We start from the raw sequence: 18,952 nt of genomic DNA, 5'->3' as shown, positions 1-18,952 counted from the left end.
CGTGAGGCCTCAGCGCCGGTGCTGTTTCGACAGCAGGCGCCGGACAAAGCCCAGTAGCCCTTTTTCCTCCGCGGCTGGCTCCGCCGGGGGAACAGAGGGCTGGCGTTCCGGCACCGCCACAAAGCCGGCGTAAAGCAGGGTCTTCTCGTCCCTGGCCGTGCTGCCGGACACCTGGACGAAGACGCTGTCCTTTCCGGGTGCCAGCGCCAAGTTGAAGCGCCAGCCCGATCCGTGCAGGCGTTCATCCCCGAGGACCCGTGCCACATCAGGGCGGGCCTCGCCAGTGGATATGCGGCTCACCTGCCCATCCACCGAGATGCTTACGGTCTCCAGCGGGCCGTCATCGAGGGAGGCAATCCATCCGTGCATTTCCAGCATGCCCGCGTCGCTCACCTCGATGCCATCGACCCAGCCCCAGGGGCCATGACGAAAACCGGAGAGCCCGCTCAGATCGGTCTTGGCATTGGCGGGGACCACGTAAAGATCCTGCTCGTTGGCCAGCCCGCGGGGAATCCGGAAGTAGGGGTGATCGGGCTGCTGCACGCTCTCGCCGATGGCCCGGCTGACGAAGGACTCGCCCACGTAGGTCGTGCCGTAGGTGCAGGTGTCCAGGTCGGCATTTTCGCTGTGGGGCACGAAATGGATGCCGCCCGGGGGTAGCGACGAGCCGGCCGGGAGCAGGCATTCGTCATGAACGCTGAAGCACAGCACACCCCTGGGGCTCAGGAGACTGTGCAGCTTGCCAACCCAGGCCCGGAAAAGCGGCTCCGGCAAATGGGAGAACAGGGACGCCACCCAGATGAAGTCAAAACGCTGCTCCGGATTGAAGCCGGCGGGATCCGTCTCGGAAAGCAGCCCATTCACTCCGTATTCACTGACGACGAAATTGACGGCCTCTTCCTGGATCTCGGCGGCCCAGATGTTTTCCGGAGGAATGCTGAGACTCAGGAAGCGCAGCAGGCGCCCGTAACCGCAGGCGAAATCCAGGACCTTCAGGGTTTCCGGTGGGGCCGGGAAAAAATGTCGCAGGATCTGCTGGGCGGCGTGATGCTGCTGCAGGGCTACGTTGAAGTACTGGCTCAGGGGCTTGTTGATCTCGTGGAAGTGCTTCAGCGAATGCAGCAGCATCTGGTCGCCGGGGTGGATGCGCGTCTTCAGTCGCTCCGACCCCACATCCCGGCCAACATAGTTGCAGTGCGGCCACAGGGCTTGCCGGAAGTGCGGCCCCTGGGCGGCCGCATTCGCTGCCGCCTGAAGCTGTTCTTCGGTGAGGGTGTCGATCATCGGCATCAGGCCTGTCTGCCCTTGACGATGGCGAAGCCGTCCTGATTGCCCCAGAAATGAGCCGGAAACTCATGGATCGCCGCGTTGCGCAGATGGCGGGAAATGGCCTGGCGCACGTAGTCGGTCGAGGTGAAGGTGGAGCCGTACTCCTCACCGGGCAGGGCCTTGGATTCACTGGAGGGGATGAACAGGAAGCCGTTGGGCGGAAAGCTCACCCCCATCAGCCGGGCGCATTTCTCGCCGTGCGTGGTGATGATCAGGATGCCGTTGTCTTCGAGGGTGTCGTAGAGCCGGGTGAGCCAGCTGGTCCAGGTGCTTTCCGGCAGGTGGCTGAACAGGGACAGCACGAAGATGACTTCATACTTCCTGGGGGGCGCCAGCTTTCCGGGGTCGCTGACGGAGTAGAAGCCATCCACGCCCAGGTGCTGCTTCAGGAAGTCCACGCTGCCCGGGACCACGTCGGAAACATGCAGCGCCCCTTCGGGCAGCGCCTTGGCCAGGTGCCGGCTGAAGCGGCCGAAACCGCTGGCGAACTCGAGAAAACTGCGGCAACGCCCCAGGGGGCGGTCCAGACTTTCCAGCAGGCGGCTCAGTTCGACCATGGTGCGCCACCCGTCCGACAGGTAGTCGCGAATCGGGTTGGTGCAGCTGGGGTGGTTCGCGAAGAAGCGGAAGATGTCGTCGTCCGGCGAAATCCGGGACTCAATGCCGAAGGCGTCCGTGAAGTTGCCGTCAAGCCGGTGGGTTTCCAGGAGGTTGTGCGCCTCCAGGTGCGTCGGCTGGAGCCGGAGTAGCGCCTGCAGGCAATGGCTGGCCTGGGCCAGGCGGCCCTGGGCGATGAGGTCTCGGGCGAGGGGGAGAAGATCGTTGCCGGGTTTCATGGCGTGCCTGATTTTTGGGGTTGGGCTTGTTGTCTTAGTTGCCGCGCTTCGCCTGGTGATGCTGCCACCGCACCCGCACGTACTTGTACACCTTTCCCGCCGACACCGCCGTGCTGAGCAGCGCCTTGTGCATTGGGTTCAGGTCGGTGCGCTTCTTCAGGCTGGCGGCCCACTGGGACTGGCGGATGTACTGGATCAGGCTGTGGCGGTCGCGGCGGATGAAGGGGGAGCGGAGCAGGACGCCCATGGAGGGGACGGCGCTTTGCTCCACGAACTGGCCGACGCCGAAGACTTCGTTGTGGCTCAGGGAGGTGTAGGCCTCGAGCATCTCGCCCGGAGTGCGGGTGACGAGGGCGGTCCAGATGGCGAGGGCCTGGGGGCGCAGCTCGGCGCTAGATACAGCGTGGTTGTCCAGGTAGTCGGCCCAGGCCTGGGCGGCGAAGAGCACGCCTTGCTGGAAATGGGACACATAGCTGTGGAAGACGGTGTTCTCTTCCTCGTCGATCAGGCGCTGGGCTTCGATCTTGCCCGAGGGCAGCAGGCGGTAGCCTTCGACGCTGCCGTTGGGGGAGTTGCTGAGCATCTCCAGGGGGGCCACGGCGTCCAGGAGGTGGCTGGCCTCGGGGTGCTGGTTGAGGTCGGGGCCGAAGGCGTGCTTGCGGCAGTTGACCGGCTGTTCGTTGAGCACTCGGGCCAGACCGAGGTAGTGGCCGAAGAGGGTCTTCTCGGGCAGGACGTGGGCCAGGTTGTCCTGGATGGTGCCGCGCCAGCCGATGTCCACGATGCCGATGCGGCTGTCGCTGGAGGCGAGGCCCTTCTGCTCGATGTAGGCGAGGAGGCGCTGGGCGTCGCCGGTGGACTTGCCTTCAATCAGCTGCTGGAAGTCCGGGTCGGCAAACAGGGCCTGGACGCGGGCGTCCTGCCAGGGGTAAACCACCTCCTCGCCGATGGGCAGCCCGTGCCGGCTGCACAGCCCTTCCAGCGCAGCGGGTTCGAGGCCCAGGGAGCGGGCCAGGGCGAACATGGACTGGGTGCTGTAGAGATTCCACATGCGCATCAGCTCGGCGGTGCTCACCTCGCGCAGGGAGGCGCAGAAGGTGGCCAGGCGGCTGACTTCGAGAATGCCGTGGGGGGGCAGGGGCAGGCCGGCGATCTTTCCGTTGGGGAAGAGGCGCTCGAAGATCTGGACGAAGAATTCGCCTTCGCGGGTGAAGAAGAACAGGCGGTCGAGTTCGTGCATGACGCACTGCTCGGCCACCGACAGGCAGAAACCCACCCACAGGGGTGCAGCCTGGGTGCCGAGCAGGAAGGCGGCCCGGGCGTCGCCATGGCGGCCGTCGAGGGCGGCGTCGCGCCCGTCGGCGATGATGCGTTCCAGGTGGCCGAAGAGGGTGGCCCGGTCGGCAAACAGGCTCTCGCGCAGTTCGCGTTCGGCGTGGGGCTGTTCGGGCAGGTAGTGCACCGAGGTGATGCCGATGGCGCCGGGGATGGTGACGTCGGAGTGGCGGTTGTCGCCGATATGGACGTGATGTTCCGGGGCTACGGCGAAGGCCTCATGGACGTGCCGGAAGAGCTGGCCGGAGCGCTTGTTGAGGCGGATGTCGCAGGAGCTGATGCCGTCGGCGGCGATGTCGTCGAGGCCGTGGTGCTGCAGGAGCGCGTTGAGCATGCCGGCCGGCATGTAGAAGTCGGACAGGAACAGGGTGCGTTCGGCCGGGTACTGGCCGATCACCTCGCGGCACTGGGGGTCGGGGAAGGTGTTGGCCTTCTCGAGGGCCAGCTCGGCGGCGGCGAGCTCGTCGGCCACCCGTTCGGGATTAATGCCCGGGGCGGTGACGACCCGCTGCACCAGGTGTTCGAGAACATGATGCAGGGTGTATTCGTCATCCGTGCCTGCCTTTGCCGCGGCGCGGGCCAGCTCGCCCTCGATCTGGCAGCGTTCGCGGAAGATCGCCCAGTGGTCGCCAAAGCCATCGGCCAGGTGCGCGCTGAAGCGCAGTTGCAGATGCCGCGCGGCGGTGAGCTTGATGAAGTCCGGGTGGCATTTGCGTCGGAGCAGGGTGTCCCAGACATCGAGCGTCTTGAGCTTGTACATGCGGCAGGGGGCCTTTATCGGTTCTCGAGCATCCGTCGCGCCACCCGGGCACCCCAGCCGACAAAGCGGCGCAGGCGCGGCGGCAGGGCGTTGACGTAGGCGTTGGGCGGTGACGACAGGCGCTTCTGGATGCTGGCCGGCAGGGTGCCCACGTAGTGCTGCGAGGTCTCCGCGGCGGCGGTGTACAGGCGTTCAATGCCGGCCGGGTCGGGCGTGTGGCCCTTCAGCACCCGCTCGACGGCATCGCGGAACTGGTCGGTCTCCACGCTCAGGGGGCGGTCGGCCATGAAGCGGGTGCCGGCCTGGCTCATGGCGGTGCGGGTGGCGGGCTGGTCGAGCAGGCGCAGGATGCTCTCGGCGATGCACTCGGGGGTCTGGTTGGCCAGGGTCACGGCTTCCGGAGGAAAGTCGTAGAGGGTGTTCTCGCGCCACATCTCCACCACCGGCAGGCCGGCAGCCATCATCTCGAAGGGGATCCGCGAGGGGTTGGAGGCACTCAGGCACAGGCCTACTGCGCTGCGGTTGTAGAGGGCGTTGCAGTCCTGCAGCTTGAGCAGGCCCAGGTGTTCGTGCTCGAACCAGATCGCGCCCTTGTCCCGGGCCGGCGAGCCGTACAGGTAGATCTTCACCTCGGGCATGCGGTGCTTGACGATGCCCAGCGCCTCCAGGCCCAGCCGGCTGCAGCGGCGCGGCTTGTCGGGCTGGTGGATGAAGCACACGGCCAGCTCCTTCTGCACGTCGGGCAGGGGCCGGTAGATGTCCAGATTGGCGCCGAAGTCGAAGTGGTAGGCCGGCACGCCGAAGCGCTCGCCCAGCTCATGACGCAGCCAGCGCCCGATGGTGACCGGCGTGAGCCCGTAGCGGTAGGAGTTCTCCGCCATCAGGAAGGCGTCGCCCATGGGGTTGAAGCAGGCTTCGTAATCCTGGACGAAGTACAGCTTGCGGCACGGGAAGGGCAGGTCGCGCACGAAGGCGGCGGAGTACCAGATCGTGGCGATGGCCGCGTCGGCGGGCTCGATGGCGTCCCAGCCGAAGCTCACCCGCTCGAAGGTGTAGCCGAAGATCTGTTCGATCAGCTGGCTGCCCTTATCCGGGTCGGTGTGGGTGCCTTCGAGGTAGAGGTGGCAGCGGTGTCCGTGCCGTTCGAGGGCGAGGGCGTGTTCGAGCATCGTCCGATGCCCGCCCGAACCTTCGATCAGCCTCGGGATGAGCCAGGCGATAGTGGCCATGAGGGTGTGCGGTGTGGCGTGTCGTGATTGTTCGAGGCGACGGAGCCGGCAAGGATGCGATGCACCGGCCCGGTGCGTATGGGCCGCGATTATCGCATGCCCCCCGTGGGGGATGTCAGTCTCCCATGCACCAGATCGGGAGGCCTGCGGCGGTATTCTGATTCAGGGCCTGGAGGATGCCGGCGGGCGGGCGAGCTGGACGATGAAGAGCACTGCGAAGGCAAGATGGAGGGATGTTTCGATGGTCTGGACGAGGGAGGGGTAGCGGATGTCGGCAAGCACGCTGTCGGGCAGGGAAGCCAGGGCCTTCAGCCCGAAGGCCGCCGTGAAATCGTCGACCACGCCAGTCCCCCAGGCGGCGACCAGACCCCAGGATGCGATGCTGAGCAAGCTGGCTTTGAGCAGGCTCCGGGTGCTTGCACAGAGAATGATCACCGCGGGATACAAGAAAATGGCAAGCCCGAAGGTGTGGGCAAAGGACGCCTGGAACGCGGCCACGGTGAAGGCGATGCCCAGGGCACCGACGGCGATGAGCTGGTGCCGGCTGGGAACGCGCTCGGGCATCAGATGTATGAGCAGCAGGGATGAGATCAGGGCGTAGCCGACCGGGCGGTTGATGACGATGCTGTCGGACAGCATGGTCCACCAGGTGGACCAGGCCAGACGCGGCGTCTGGGGGTTTGTGCCAAGGGCGGTGTAGAAGCCGGGCGCCAGACTGAAGGCCAGGTAGGTCAGGCCGCAGGCGAGGGCGAGGGCGAGGACGAAGAGGTGATGCCGCCGGGCCTCCTTGGGGTCGCTCAGCCCGATCCCGAGCAGGAACAGCGCGGGCAATGCCAGCAGATGCTGGGGTTTGGCAAAGGTCAGCCCGGCCAGCAGCAACAGGAAGGCCGATCCCGTCGCCCTTCGAGCGTGGAGCCGGTAGAGTCCGGAGATCAGCAAGGCGATGGCGATCAGGTCGATCTGCCCCAGGAAGACCGTGTAGTAGAGGCCCAGGGGATTGAGCAGGATGAAGTAGTACAGCCTGCGACCACGCAGCAGGGGTAGGCCCAGCTCGCTGGCGATGGTCGCGAGGCGGGCGGCGAGCCCGGCATAGGTGACGAAGAGCAGTAGCTGCAGCAGGGCGTGGGGCTGGGGCGGAGGGAGGCCAAGGGAGGTGAGCACCCCGTGGGCTTCGGAAAGCACGCCCATCAGGAAGTAAGCTGGCGGGTTGTAGGGGAAGATCGGAAGGCTGCCGCCCTGCCCCTGGAGGGTGCTGACGGTATAGAAGTTGATGCCTTCCCGGATACCGCCTATCACCTCACCGAGGGGGCGCATGTCGATGATCCCCGGCTTGTAATAGATCAGCAGTGCCGCCGCGGCAAAGCCGATCAGTTCGAGCGGGTGGATCCGGCGCAGACCGTGGCGGAGTGTGCCGTGGACCGCCTGCAGGGAAGGGGACCTGCGAACGGCAATGACGGAAGCAATGAAAAGGGCCAGCCAGCCGATACTCTTGAAAATGGGCTTGGGGCCACCTCGGTGTTTCTCGATGCGGACGTGGATGTCCCCATAGCTGCGCTGGATGAGCTTGCCCTGGACTACATCTCGTGCCGGCATCGATCCCTGCGTGTATTCCGCCTGAGCGACCCCTAGCGCAGCCATGTGGATCGAAGTCATGATGAGCAAGTAGAGCCCCAGGCTGAGCACGAAGGCGAGCAGGGTCTCGCCCAGACGCCCGGGTGCCGGCCACCCATCCGGAGACATCAGGCCTTCTCCTCCAAGAGGCCGGCAAGGCGCTTGCCGATGCGTCGCCCTTCACGGATGGCGTAGTTGGTGCCCCGGTCTTCCGGATAGATCTGGGCCATGGAGCATACATGCAGCCCTTCCACCGGGCCGTCTTCCGCGGGGATGAGCTTGCTGTAGTGCCTGGCGACAACCGGTTGTGACCAGCGGGCGCGCCACAGGTGATGGGCCTGGATCCAGGAGCGCTCCAGGGCGGGGAACATGGTTTTCAGGAAGGGCAGGGCATAGTCCAGGAAGGCATCCGCGTCCATCGCGTACAGGGCGTCGGTGTGGGGCAGGTACTTGGACAGATAGACGATGTGCTTGCCGCCGTAGGTTTCCGGGCGTTCGAAGTTGGTGTGCTCGATCACGCCGACAAAAGGAAAGCTTGGGTCGTTGACGTTCAGCCAGTAGGTCTTGGAGAGGGAGCGATCCAGCTCCAGGACCAGGCAGACGTTGCCGATGTACTGGATCTGCTCCAGGCTCCGGATGTAGTCGGGGCTCGCCCAGGCCCGGACCATGTCCGCCAGAAGCGGCAGCGCCGTGGTGGCGATGACACGTTCCGAGCGCACCACGCCGCGGGGCGTGGTCACATGCCAGGCCCCGTCCCGGTGGGCAATGGCCGACACCGGGGCGTTGAGTTCGATCCGCCCGCCGAGTTCGCGAATGCGCTCGGCGAGTTTTTCGGCCAGGGCCACGAAGCCACCCTTGAAGTAGGCGAGACGTTCCTCGCCACCTTTGCCACGGCTGCCGCCCCGCAGCTTGAGCTTGTTCCAGAACCAGACCGCGGAGATGTCTTCGGCATAGGGGCCGAACTTGCCCTTGAGCAGGGGTTGCCAGACGACCTGGTAGACCTTGTCGCCCCCAAGCTGCCGCAGCCAGTCGTGGGCCGTCCGGCTCTCGAGGCTCATCCAGTCGTCCACCCGGCGGGCACGCAGGGCCAGCAGGCCCAGGCGGATGCGGTCGGCGAACCCCAGGGGGGTGAAGTTGAGCAGATCCCAGGGCGTGGACAGCTTGAAGAAGTTGTTGGCGTAATACACGCCGGTATTGGTCGGGTTGATCTCGACCCGACTGTCGAGACCCAGCTCACTGATCAGTTGCATGACCTCCAGGTCATTGGTGAACCAGTGGTGGTAAAAGCGGTCGAGCTTCTCGCCACCCACATCGAATGCCGCTGCCAGCCCGCCAATCTCGCTTTCCGCTTCGAGCACCGTGACCGGAATGCCACGGGAGGCGAGTTCGTAGGCGGCAGTCAGGCCGGTGAAGCCGCCACCGACAATGGTTGCCCGGCTGGTGTGGTTGAGGGTCATGGTCAGGATGCCTTGGCTTCTTGCGAGGTTCGGGTGGGATTCAGGAGAAGGTAGATGCCACCGATCACGGTGGGTGGGAGCCACAGCAGGATGTGCACCAGGAGCGCGAAGGCGGTGGCCGCCCCCGCATCGTTGCCAAGCTCGGTCATGGCGCGGGCGGTGAAGTAGTCGAAGGTGCCGATGTAGCCGGGCGTACTGGGGATCAGCGTGGCCAGGGTGCCGATTGGCAGGGCCAGCCAGCCCGCAAGTGGCGCGCCGAGGGCGGGCAGGGCAAGGGCTGCAAACCAGAACACCGCGCCTTCGGCCAGCCAGGCGAGGAAGGACCACAGGATCAGCCGGATCATCGTGTGGCCCGCTGAAAACAGCTCAAGGGTATTCAGACCCTTGTCCACTTCGTCGAGAATTTTCCGCCCGAGCGTCGGAGCGACGCGCATGACGGCCTGGGCCAGAGCGCGCCCCGGCGCCGCAAACACCCGAGGGAACAACAGGATGGCCAGGATGACCGCCGCGGCGGCCATCGGCGCCAGGCCGCCGATGCCGGCGAGGCGGTTGATGTCGGCGCCGAAATGCCCCAGCGCCAGCCCCAGGAACAGCAGCACCATCAGCAGGTCGAGAAGGCGTTCGGCAAACAGGGTGATGATGGCCGTGTTGGCGCTGATCTTGAGACGCCGGTTGAAACCAAAGGCCCGGATCAGGTCACCGGCCCGGAAAGGCAGCACGTTGTTGGCGGCCACGCTGGCCAGCAGCGGGCCGGCGCATTGGCGCCAGCCCAGTTCGGGATTGGAGCGCACGAGCATCAGGCGCCAGCGCTCGATCCGGCAGGCGTAGCCGGCCAGGAAGGCCAGCAGGGCCATGGCGATCCAGCCCGCGTGGGCGCTGGCGAACGATTGTTGAAGCTCGGTCAGGCTGATCTGACGCACGACCAGCCAGAGAAAGAAGCCTGCCAGGCTGACACCGAAAATCAGTTTGAGGGCTTTCCTCGCGTTCACAGGCTTTTTACCACGGGGCTGCGGGAGGTGGCCGGGCCCTCTGCCTTGAAACCCACGTACTCCTTGACTACGTAGAGGGGCCGGCCCTTGATCTCGTTGTAGATCCGCCCGATGTACTCGCCGAGGATGCCCACGCTGATGAGCTGGACACCGCCGAGGAAGAGCACCGCGATCATCAGCGCGGTCCAGCCTTCGACCCAGATGTCGGTGAACAGGCGCATTGCCAAGGCATAGAAAATGCCCAGGATCGCCATCGTCGCACTGGTCATGCCCATGGCCACGGATATCTGCAGGGGTTTGCTGGAAAAGGACAGGATTCCGTCGGTGGCAAAACGGATCATCTTGCGCAGGGGGTATTTGCTCTCGCCGGCAAAGCGCTCGGCACGTCGGTAGGGCAGGGCGATCTGGTTGAAGCCCACCCAGCTGACCATGCCGCGCACAAAGCGATCCCGCTCCGGCATTGCCTTCAGCGTGCTCACCACATCCCGGCTCATGAGTCTGAAATCCCCCGTGTCCAGCGGAATGGGCACTTCCGAAAGACGGTTCAGGAGCCGGTAGAAGCCGCGTGCCGTGGCCAGTTTGAAACGGGACTCCCCCGGCCGCTCGGTGCGTGTGCCATAGACCACGTCGTAGCCTTCGCGCCACTTTTCCACCATTTCCAGGATCACCTCGGGTGGATCCTGGAGATCGGCATCGATGAGGACTACCGCGTCGCCGCGGGCGGCATCGATGCCGGCGCTCACCGCAATCTGGTGGCCAAAATTCCGGGCAAAGCAGATCAGCTTGATGCGGGCGTCTTCCGTGGCAAAGCCCTTGAGCAGGATGCGGGTACGGTCACGGCTGCCGTCGTCCACGAAGATCAGTTCCACATCCAGATCGGTCAGGCTGGCGCAGAAGCTGCGCAGGCGCTTGATGGTCTCGCCGATGACCTCCTCTTCGTTGAAGCAGGGGATGATCACCGAGAGCAGCGCGGGTGCGCGTCGGCTGTCATGGTTGAGGGCGGAAGGTGCGCTGCCGTCTGCCAGATCAGGGTGGCGGCTCATCATTGCATGGATGCTGGAACGTGAAAGCGGTATTCCATGATCGGGAAGGCGAATCAGGGCAGGCTGCCGACGTGTCCGACATGTTGTCAGGAAGATGCCTGCATCCTATCGCTGATTGACGGACTTGTCTTGCACTGCAGCATCCGCCTCTCAAGCGTGTCAGCCCCTTTGTCCTCCAAGTAAGCGCCGTAAGCGGTTCCAGGGAGTATTCATCAGTCGGGCAATTTCGGTTCTCTGTCGGACTGTCTCGGCACCCAGTTCTGCAATGATCCGCTCGCGCCCATGGATCTCCCGTCCCATCGCCTCCATTGCAGCGAAGCGCTCTTCCAGAAGTTGTGCCTGGGCGGCGATGGCTTCGTCCCGGTGGGCGATCTCGGCGCTCATGTGGGCGATGGCCCGGGCGCGCTCTTCTATCAGTTCGGCCTGAGCCTGGAGGGCGGTGTCGCGCTCGGCGATCGTCGAGCTCATCTGCTGGATGGTTGCCCAGCGTTCCTCAATGAGGGCCGCCTGGGTTTCGAGGGCAACCTGTTGTTCTGACAGATGCCGTGCCGACAGGAAGATCCGTTCGTCCAGGCCGGTGGCCTGGGCCAGGCCGCGGAGGAACCAGCCATCGGGCCCCGGACGGGTGAGTGTGCGCAGGGCGGCGTCATCGGCCAGGCTGCGGGCGGCGATGCTGAAGCACAGGGTCGCAAGGGGGGCGAGGCTGGTGTTGTGGAGCAGGGCGGTGCAGGCGCCGGTGGCGCCGAGGCCGTTCAGTTTGCCAGCCAGTGCCAGGGTCTGGATGTAGGCGTTTTCGTGGACGTGCCGCCACACGTCGTCTTCGGCCAGGGTGTTGGTGGGGTGCACGCGGTAGCACATCAGGGGCTCGCGCAGCCACACGGGGGGCTCACCGGCGCTGGCCCGCAGGGCCCACTCCCAGTCGTGGGTGTAGCGCAGGTCCGAGAAGTCGCCGACCTGCCGGAGCAGTGCCCGTGGAAAGACGAAGTTGGAGGTGGTGATGGCCAGGTTGCTGGTGAGCAGCCAACTGGCGGGGGGCTGGGCTGCGCACAGGGTGCGGGCGGCGGCGTAGTCCCGGGCCCGTTCATGGTCGGGGGCCGGCTGGCCATGGCCGTCGATGAAGGCCACGTCGCTGAAGGCCAGGCGTGGGGTGTTGCCGAGGGCGTTTACCAGCCGTTCGAGCCGTTCTGGGTGGAAGGCGTCGTCGGAGTTGAGGATGGCCAGGTAGTCGCCGTGGGCCAGGCTCAGGCCTTCGTTGAGGGTGGCGTGGGCGCCCCGGTTGTGTTCGTGGCGCAAGGCGCGCAGGCGTGGGTCGCGGATCGACTGGATGGCGTCCCAGGTGCCGTCCCGCGAGGCGTCGTCGATGACGATCAGCTCCAGGTCGCCAAGGGTCTGGCTCAGGACGCTGTGCAGGGCAGCGACGATGTAGGCCTCGTGGTTGAAGGCCGGAACGATCACGCTGAGCTTGGGGGTGGTCATGGTGCTGGGTCCTGGCGATGACCGTCGAGCCATGTCTGCAGGGCGAGGCGGGCTGCTTCAGCAGACGGGGCGTCGATGACTTGGCTGGGTGCTTCGGGCTGCCAGCCCGGCGTGGTGCAGCCGGCCGGGCGCAGGATGAGGAGGCCGGCTTCAAGGGCGTTGGCGCCGTCCCGCTCCAGGCTGGCAGCGTCGAGGGCCAGAAAGGCGTCGGCAGCGAGCAGGAAGGCGTCCCGGTCGTAGAGGGACTCGGCCAGGAAGAGTTGCCGGGTGGCGACCAGGGTGGCCATGTCTTCGCGGCAGTCGTGCCAGCACGGTGCGTCCGGGGTGACGCCGGCGATGATGGCGCAGAGGTCGTTGCGGGCGGCGGTGAGGGGTTGGACGAGGGCCAGATAGCGCTGGGCCGTGGCGCTGTCGGCCGGCGCGCCGAGGGACAGCAGGATCCGCCCCTGGTCGGGAATGCCGAACCAGTGGCGCACCCGCCCGCGCACCTCGCGCCGGGCGGCGGCGTCGAGCACGGGCAGCGGGTGGGGGGCCGCGGCCATGGTTTGGGGCGCGGGGGCGACAGCAGGCTCCGGCAGCGCTGGCCCGGCGAAGCGGCGGGCGCCGCGGCCAAGGACGCGCAAGGGGGCGGAGAGTCGCCAGGAGCGGGAGGCGTGGAGCTCGCGCAGGCGGGTATCCAGATGGTGGACCTGCGCTTCCAAGTGAGTGATCCGCTCATCCCGGGCACTCAGGGCGGCGGCCTGGTGCCGCACGGTATCGCGCACGGCGCTGGCTTCCTGGTGAAGGCGGGCGTCTTCGATCGCCCGCCGGTGGAGGGCGTCCAGGCGCCGCCCGGCCGTGCTTGCTTCAGGCCCGGTGCCGGGGGGCGGGAGCAGGGCGTTGTAGTCGGCCACCATGTCGTCGAGCCCGCGTATCGGGCGGGCCGCCAGGTTCCGGCGCAGGGCCTCGAGTTGCCCGGCGCCGGTAAGGCAGTCGCTAACGGTACGGACCAGGGCGTCGGCATCGGGGGCGAAGAGAAGGCCGGTGAGGCCGTTGTCGATGCGCTCGGCAAAGGCGCCGATGCGTGTTGCGGCCACCGGAACGCCGAGGGCGAACATCTCGCTCAGGGTGTAGCTGAAGGACTCCGGCAGTACCGAGACGAGCAGGGCCAGGTCGGGGGCGAAGTCGCGGACGATACGCGGGAGTTCGGTGTGCTCGTAGTGTTCGATGACCTCGATACCCGTAATGCCCTTGAAGGCGCGACCGAAGTCGCCGCTGCCCAGGAGCAGGATGTCGGCGTCCCGGCACAGGGCCGGCAGGGCCTGGCGCAACAGATTGAGGCCCTTGTGGGGCGCCAGCCGGCCAGGCACCAGGAGGCGGGGGCGGCGCCCCGTGGGGTTGGGGGCGCCGGGGGAGGTGGCGGCCGGGAGGGCGATGCCATGCTCGATGCGCGTCCACGCCTTGTCGGCCAGGCTGGGCTGCAGGGTTGCCCAGCGGTCATGGATGCTGCGGCTCGGGGCCACCACCTGCACCTCGGGCCGGGCGATCAGAGCCGCGTAGGCGCTGCGCAGCCGGTGCCAGTCGGCGTCCACGGTGTTGTGCCAGAAGACGTTGAGCGGGTTGCCCTGCAGGCAGGTGGTGAGCCGGGAAGGCGGGCAATCACTGCAGGCGCCGTCAAAGCAGGCGAACAGGGCCGGACAGAAGGGGAACAGGTCGTGGAGCACCACCACGGTGGGCAAGCCGCTGGAGAGGGCTTCGAGACTGTGCCCGATGAGGGACGAGACGAGGATGCTGCCCACCTGGAAGTCGGTGAGAACGGCGTCGAGCAGGGCCGCGTATTCGGGGTGGGATGGCGCGCAGGCGCGGATCGGCAGGGCCAGATCCCAGGCCAGCAGGGGCGGCGCATCCACCGCCGGCTCGACCAGTTCCAGGCGGAAGCCGGCGGCGTTGCGATGGCTGCGGGAGCGGAGCAGCAGGTTGCGCCGGGTGGTGTCGGTGCGGCAGTAGTCGAGGATCCAGCGGTCGGTGCCACCACCCCAGCTATGGCTGATGTGCAGTTGCACCGGGCGGGCGGGCCGTGGCGCCGGTGTCGGCAAGGGGCTGGGGCCGCTGCGTTCGCCGAGCACGGCGGCCTCCTCGGCGCCTCCGCAGGCGCTGCGGGCCTGGTCCACGGCGCGGCGCAGGCGGGCGGCGGGGTCGCGGGCGATGTAGGCGCCCACGACCTCCAGGTAGTCGGGGTGGGCCTCCAGGAGCTGCTTCATGGCATGGTCCTGGAGGGCTGCGCGCTCTGCGGAGAAGCTCACCCCGCCCTCGTGGAACACGAAGACGTCGGCGACCAGCAGGTTGTGCCAGCCCCGGGCGGCGGCGCGGCGGCAGAAGTCGTTCTCTTCGCCATAGCCGCGGCCGAAGCGTTCGGCATCGAAGAGGCCGACTTCATCCAGGCAAGTGCGCCGGATGTACATGCAGAAGCCCACCCCGGTGGGGATATGGACAACCTGCCCGGCCAGGGTAGTGGCGATCAGGCTGTCCAGGCCGGCCAGGCCGAGGGTGCCGGGGACGCCGCCGGTCCAGCCCTCGAAGGGGTAGGAGCAGATGGTGGCGTTGTTGGAGAAGGGCGTCAGGGTGCCGGCCCGGGGATTGCGCGCGGCACAGGCGGCGAGGCGGTCGAGCCAGTCGTTGGCCACTTCGGTGTCGCTATTGAGGAGGATCACATCCCGGTCGGCGTGTAGGGACATGCCACGATTCACCGTGCGCACGAAGCCCAGGTTGGCTTCGTTCTCCAGCAGGGTGAGGCGGCCCTCGGCGGCCAGCTCGTGCAGCCATGCGGTCAGCGCAGGTTCGGGGCTGGCATCATTGATGGCGATCAGTTCGAAGGCGGTCTGCTGGCCCGCATGCAGCACGCTGTTGATGCAGCGCTGCGTTTCTGCCAGACCCCGGTAGATGGGAACGATGACGTCAATCGGAGGAAGGTTCACCGGGTTCCAGGCAAGTCGTCGGGTGGGTCGTGGAAGGGGGCCGAAAGGTCGGCTTACACTCTCGCGGACCCCGAATCAGGGCAACGATTTTATCATTGCAGGGCGTTGCCAGCCCGCCTTTTGCGGCGTGGCCGGTACCCGGCATGGGTGGCCGGGCAGCCGATGGTGCATCATGTCGAGGGCTGGGAGTCGGGATGATGATGTCTTTTTTAGGCCATTCGGTACGGGTGGCATGGTGTTTTGGCATGGAGCGGGTGAGGATGAGTCCTTTTGTCGGGTGGGGCTGGTTGTGCCGGAGTGCCTGCGTGCTGGCCCTTCTTGGGGCAGTTCCCCAGGTGCGGGCTGTCGATCCGGTGCCACCGCCGCTACTTCTGGCCGAGGTTTTGCATGGCGACGTGGATGTGCGTCGCTACTGGGTCAGCGAGAAGCTGGATGGCGCCCGGGCGGTGTGGGATGGGCGCAGCCTGCGTTTTCGCAGCGGCCGGCCGGTTCATGCGCCGGCCTGGTTCATCGCCGGTTTGCCGCCCGAGCCCTTGGACGGGGAGTTATGGATCGCCCGAGGGCGTTTTGATGCGCTGTCGGGCATCGTGCGTCGCCAGGTGCCCCGTGATGCCGACTGGCGGCAGGTCAAGTACATGGTGTTCGAGCAGCCCGACGGGGCGGGCACCTTTACCGACCGGATCGAAAGCCTGCGCGACATCGTCGCCCGGGCCGGGGTGCCCTGGTTGCAGATGGTGGAGCAGCTTCGCGTGGCGGACCGCACGGCCCTGCAGGCCCGCCTCGACGAGGTGGTGGCGGGCGGTGGTGAAGGCCTGATGCTGCACCGGGATGACGCTCCCTACCTGACCGGCCGCAGCGACGCGCTGCTCAAGCTCAAGCCGCTGCTCGATGCCGAGGCCCGGGTGGTCGCGCATCTGCCCGGCAAGGGGCGTCTGAGCGGCCTGCTGGGGGCGCTGCAGGTGGAGACGCCCGCGGGCCTGCGCTTCGAGCTCGGCACTGGCTTGAGCGATGCGGAGCGGCGCAACCCGCCGCCTGTGGGCGCCCTCGTCACTTACCAGTATCGCGCCCTGACGCCGGACGGCGTGCCGCGCTTCGCCAGCTATCTGCGCCGCCGGGAGGCCTTTTGAGCAGCCATCGGATCCTCGTCTCCGGCGGGCGCGGCTTCATCGGCCGGCGCTTGGTCATGGCGCTGCGGGCCGACGGCATTGTCCCGCGGGTGTTGACCCGCGACCAGCCGGAGGCGGATGAGGTGCAGGGCGACCTGACGGATCTGACGGACCGGGCCGCCCTCGATCTGGCCTGCTCCGGCATCGAGACGGTGTTCCACTGCGCGGGCCATGCGCATGCCTTCGGTGCTCTTGGGGCGGAGGAGGAGGCGCGCCACTGGCAGGTCAATTTTGAAGGCAGCCAGGCCTTGGCCGAGGCCGCAGGCCGGGCCGGCGTGGCCTGCTTCGTGTTTCTGTCCAGCGTCAAGGCGGTGGGGGAGCCCGGCGAGGCCTGCGTGGACGAGGACTGGCCGGTGCCGCCCGATTCTGCCTACGGCCGTGCCAAGCGGGCGGCCGAGGCGGCGGTGCTGGCCGCAGGTGAGCGCTACGGCATGCGGGTCACGGTGCTGCGTCCGGCCATGGTGTTCGGCGCCGGTGGCCGCGGCAATCTCGAGCGCATGGCCGCCCTGGTGCGGCGTGGTTTCTTTCCACCCTTGCCGGAAACGGGCAACCGGCGCTCCCTCGTGCATGTGAGTGATCTGGTGGCAGCCATGCGCCTGGTGGCGGCGGATGCCCGGGCAGCGGGTCGAACCTACATCGTGGCCCATCCGGTGACCCCGTCGGGCCGCGCTTTGTACGACGCCTTGCGCCGGAGCATGGGCATGCCGCAGGTCGGCTGGGCCGTGCCCCGGGCGGTGCTGCATGGGCTGGCCCGCTGTGGCGACCTTGTGGAAGGGTTGGTCCGGCGGCGCGTGCCCCTGGACAGCGAAGCGCTGGCCCGCCTGCTGGCGTCGGCCTGCTACTCGCCGGCGCGCATCGAGGCCGAGCTGGGCTGGCGGGCGGGTATGGGGCTGGAAGCCGGCCTTCGGGAGATGCTGCATGCGTGAGCTGATGGCCCTGCTGGCGCCGGTGCTGGCCTTCGCGGTGGCCTGGGGGGTGACCCGCGTGTGTTGCCGGCCGGGCTCCTGGCTGTATTTCCTCGATCAGCCCAATGCGCGTTCCCTGCACGTCACACCCACGCCCCGTACCGGTGGGGTGGGCGTGATGGCGGGGCTCTTGGCGGGAGGCGTGCTGGTGGGGGTTGGCGGTCTGGGCGGCCTGCCCCTGGGGGCGGCCCTGGCGGGTGCGGGCGGGCTGGCCCTGGTGGGCCTTGCGGATGACCGGTTTGGTCTGTCGGCGCGGCTGCGGCTTCTCGCGCAGGTACTGGTGGCGGGGGCGTATCTGGCCCTGCTGGGTACTTCCGGTGCTTGGCTTGAGGTGCTGGCCTTTGGCGTGGGGCTGGTCTGGATGGGTAATCTCTACAATTTCATGGACGGGTCGGACGGCCTGGCCGGGGGGATGGCCCTGTTCGGCTTTTCAGCCTTCGCCGTGGCGGCGGCCCTGGCCGGCGAGGAAGGGCTGGCCCTGGTGAGTGCCGGGGTGGCGGCTGCGGCGGCCGGTTTCCTCGTATTCAACTTCCATCCGGCGCGGATCTTCATGGGGGATGCCGGGTCGGTGCCCCTGGGTTTTCTGGCGGGCGCCCTGGGGCTGGCCGGGCGGGAGAGCGGCGCCTGGCCCCTGTGGTTTCCGCTGCTGGTCTTTGCCCCCTTCATTCTGGATGCCACCGTGACCCTGTTGCGCCGTGCCCTGCGGGGCGAGCGGGTGTGGGAGGCCCACCGCACCCACTACTACCAGCGGCTGGTCCGGCTGGGCGCCGGACACCGGGGAACATTGGCGCTCTACGGGGCTCTGATGGTCGGCTGCGCGTCGACGGCGGTGGCCTGCGCCGTCGGACTGCCGGCGGCCGGCCCCTGGGCGCTGGGGGCCTGGTGCGCGATCATCGCCCTCGTGTTCGCGGCGATTGATTATCATTGGGGCCGTCGCCCGACATCATGACCGTGAAGACCAACTGGCGAGCCCTCCTCGCGTTCGCGCACGACGTGTGCGCGGCCGGCATCGCCTGGTCGCTGCTCTACGGGCTGCGGTTCAACTTCGACGTGCCCGACCCGCAGGTCGCCGACCTGATGGCGTCGCTCGCGTGGATCCTGCCGCTGCAGGCGGCCATCTTCCTGGGCTTCGGCCTGTACCGGGGCCTGTGGCGCTTCGCGTCGATCCTCGATCTCCAGCGGATCGTGCTCTCCGCGGGCCTGGGCGCGATCCTGATCCCGCTGGTGATCGTGATGCTGCAGCTGCAGGCGTCCGTGCCGCGCAGCGTGCTGATCCTCTATCCGCTGGTCCTCATCTTCCTGATGGCCGGCAACCGGTTCGCCTACCGGATCTGGAAGGAGCACCGCCTCTACAGCCCGCTCGCGGCGCTGGGCGAGCCGGTGCTGGTCGCCGGCGCGGGGGAGGCGGGCGCGCGGCCCACCAAGGAACTCGCCCGCAGCCGCCAGTGGCGTGTCGTCGGGCTGCTCGACGACGATCCGCGCAAGCATCGCCGCTACATCCGCAACGTCGCGGTGCTGGGACCGATCGCCGAGCTGCCGGCGTGGGCGCGCCGCTACGGCGTACGCAAGGTGATCATCGCGCTGCCGTCGGCGAACCACGTCGTGCGCCGGCGCGTCGCCGAGCTGTGCGCCGAGCACGGCCTCGAGGCGCTGACCGTGCCCTCGTACGAGGAGCCTTAAATAACTCTCTCTCGATGGCGGCGGACCGATACATACCGCCTCGTCAGCAAACCTGACGTGCAGAGATTCTTTATCTGCTTCGGAATATACGGCAACTGTTTTGATGCCCATATCCCTGCATG

Annotated in this window: 14 protein-coding genes and 1 pseudogene; 4 read left to right on the top strand and 11 right to left on the bottom strand. The window is 67.2% G+C overall.

Annotation, left to right across the window (positions count from 1 at the left end; all coding sequences use genetic code 11):
• Positions 1 to 9: 9 nt before the first annotated feature.
• From J0L98_RS09215 to J0L98_RS09170, 10 genes are all read right to left on the bottom strand, one after another.
• The gene (locus J0L98_RS09215; RefSeq protein WP_296411419.1) at positions 10 to 1,290 is read right to left on the bottom strand and encodes a class I SAM-dependent methyltransferase; all 1,281 of its coding nucleotides are present in this window, start codon (positions 1,288 to 1,290) and stop codon (positions 10 to 12) included.
• Complete coding sequence (locus tag J0L98_RS09210; protein WP_296411418.1) at positions 1,290 to 2,165, bottom strand: methyltransferase; 876 nt, start codon at positions 2,163 to 2,165, stop codon at positions 1,290 to 1,292. The genes J0L98_RS09215 and J0L98_RS09210 overlap by 1 nt, the downstream gene beginning before the upstream one ends.
• Before the next feature lie 34 nt (positions 2,166 to 2,199).
• Positions 2,200 to 4,260: a hydrolase gene (locus J0L98_RS09205; RefSeq protein ID WP_296411417.1), complete on the bottom strand. Its 2,061-nt coding sequence runs from the start codon at positions 4,258 to 4,260 to the stop codon at positions 2,200 to 2,202.
• Positions 4,261 to 4,274: 14 nt separating this feature from the next.
• The gene (locus J0L98_RS09200; RefSeq protein WP_296411416.1) at positions 4,275 to 5,489 is read right to left on the bottom strand and encodes a hypothetical protein; all 1,215 of its coding nucleotides are present in this window, start codon (positions 5,487 to 5,489) and stop codon (positions 4,275 to 4,277) included.
• A 162-nt stretch (positions 5,490 to 5,651) separates the two neighbouring features.
• A complete protein-coding gene (locus J0L98_RS09195) occupies positions 5,652 to 7,229 on the bottom strand; it encodes a hypothetical protein (RefSeq protein ID WP_296411415.1) in 1,578 nt (525 codons plus the stop codon).
• Positions 7,229 to 8,557 carry an NAD(P)/FAD-dependent oxidoreductase gene (locus tag J0L98_RS09190; protein ID WP_296411414.1) on the bottom strand — a complete coding sequence of 443 codons (1,329 nt, stop codon included), beginning with the start codon at positions 8,555 to 8,557 and terminating at the stop codon, positions 7,229 to 7,231. Before J0L98_RS09190 ends, J0L98_RS09195 begins: the two co-directional genes overlap by 1 nt.
• A gap of 2 nt (positions 8,558 to 8,559) precedes the next feature.
• A complete protein-coding gene (locus J0L98_RS09185; protein ID WP_296411413.1) occupies positions 8,560 to 9,546 on the bottom strand; it encodes a lysylphosphatidylglycerol synthase transmembrane domain-containing protein in 987 nt (328 codons plus the stop codon).
• The gene (locus J0L98_RS09180; RefSeq protein ID WP_296411412.1) at positions 9,543 to 10,592 is read right to left on the bottom strand and encodes a glycosyltransferase family 2 protein; all 1,050 of its coding nucleotides are present in this window, start codon (positions 10,590 to 10,592) and stop codon (positions 9,543 to 9,545) included. Before J0L98_RS09180 ends, J0L98_RS09185 begins: the two co-directional genes overlap by 4 nt.
• A gap of 156 nt (positions 10,593 to 10,748) precedes the next feature.
• A complete protein-coding gene (locus tag J0L98_RS09175) occupies positions 10,749 to 12,065 on the bottom strand; it encodes a glycosyltransferase (protein WP_296411411.1) in 1,317 nt (438 codons plus the stop codon).
• Positions 12,062 to 15,019, bottom strand: a complete 2,958-nt coding sequence (locus tag J0L98_RS09170; RefSeq protein WP_296411410.1) for a glycosyltransferase — start codon at positions 15,017 to 15,019, stop codon at positions 12,062 to 12,064. The genes J0L98_RS09175 and J0L98_RS09170 overlap by 4 nt, the downstream gene beginning before the upstream one ends.
• Positions 15,020 to 15,279: 260 nt before the next feature.
• On the opposite strand from J0L98_RS09170, the gene J0L98_RS09165 reads away from it, so the two are divergent.
• From J0L98_RS09165 to J0L98_RS09150, 4 genes are read left to right on the top strand one after another with little or no spacing between them, the layout of a single operon-like run.
• On the top strand, positions 15,280 to 16,146 hold the full coding sequence (locus tag J0L98_RS09165) for a DNA ligase (RefSeq protein ID WP_296411409.1): 867 nt from the start codon (positions 15,280 to 15,282) through the stop codon (positions 16,144 to 16,146).
• Positions 16,143 to 17,111, top strand: a complete 969-nt coding sequence (locus tag J0L98_RS09160; protein ID WP_296411408.1) for an NAD-dependent epimerase/dehydratase family protein — start codon at positions 16,143 to 16,145, stop codon at positions 17,109 to 17,111. Before J0L98_RS09165 ends, J0L98_RS09160 begins: the two co-directional genes overlap by 4 nt.
• Entirely contained in the window at positions 17,104 to 18,099 is a 996-nt protein-coding gene (locus J0L98_RS09155; RefSeq protein ID WP_296411407.1) for a glycosyltransferase family 4 protein, read from the top strand. The genes J0L98_RS09160 and J0L98_RS09155 overlap by 8 nt, the downstream gene beginning before the upstream one ends.
• A complete protein-coding gene (locus tag J0L98_RS09150) occupies positions 18,096 to 18,830 on the top strand; it encodes a hypothetical protein (RefSeq protein WP_365954517.1) in 735 nt (244 codons plus the stop codon). Before J0L98_RS09155 ends, J0L98_RS09150 begins: the two co-directional genes overlap by 4 nt.
• On the opposite strand, the pseudogene J0L98_RS09145 reads toward J0L98_RS09150, so the two are convergent.
• A pseudogene (locus J0L98_RS09145) lies at positions 18,828 to 18,952 on the bottom strand (biotin carboxylase N-terminal domain-containing protein); the annotation flags it as partial. The gene J0L98_RS09150 and the pseudogene J0L98_RS09145 overlap by 3 nt on opposite strands.

Origin of the sequence: Zoogloea sp. (genome assembly GCF_017302315.1) — a bacterium.
In the GTDB taxonomy this organism is placed as follows: Bacteria; Pseudomonadota; Gammaproteobacteria; order Burkholderiales; family Rhodocyclaceae; genus Zoogloea.
This window is presented reverse-complemented; position numbering and strand designations above follow the sequence as displayed.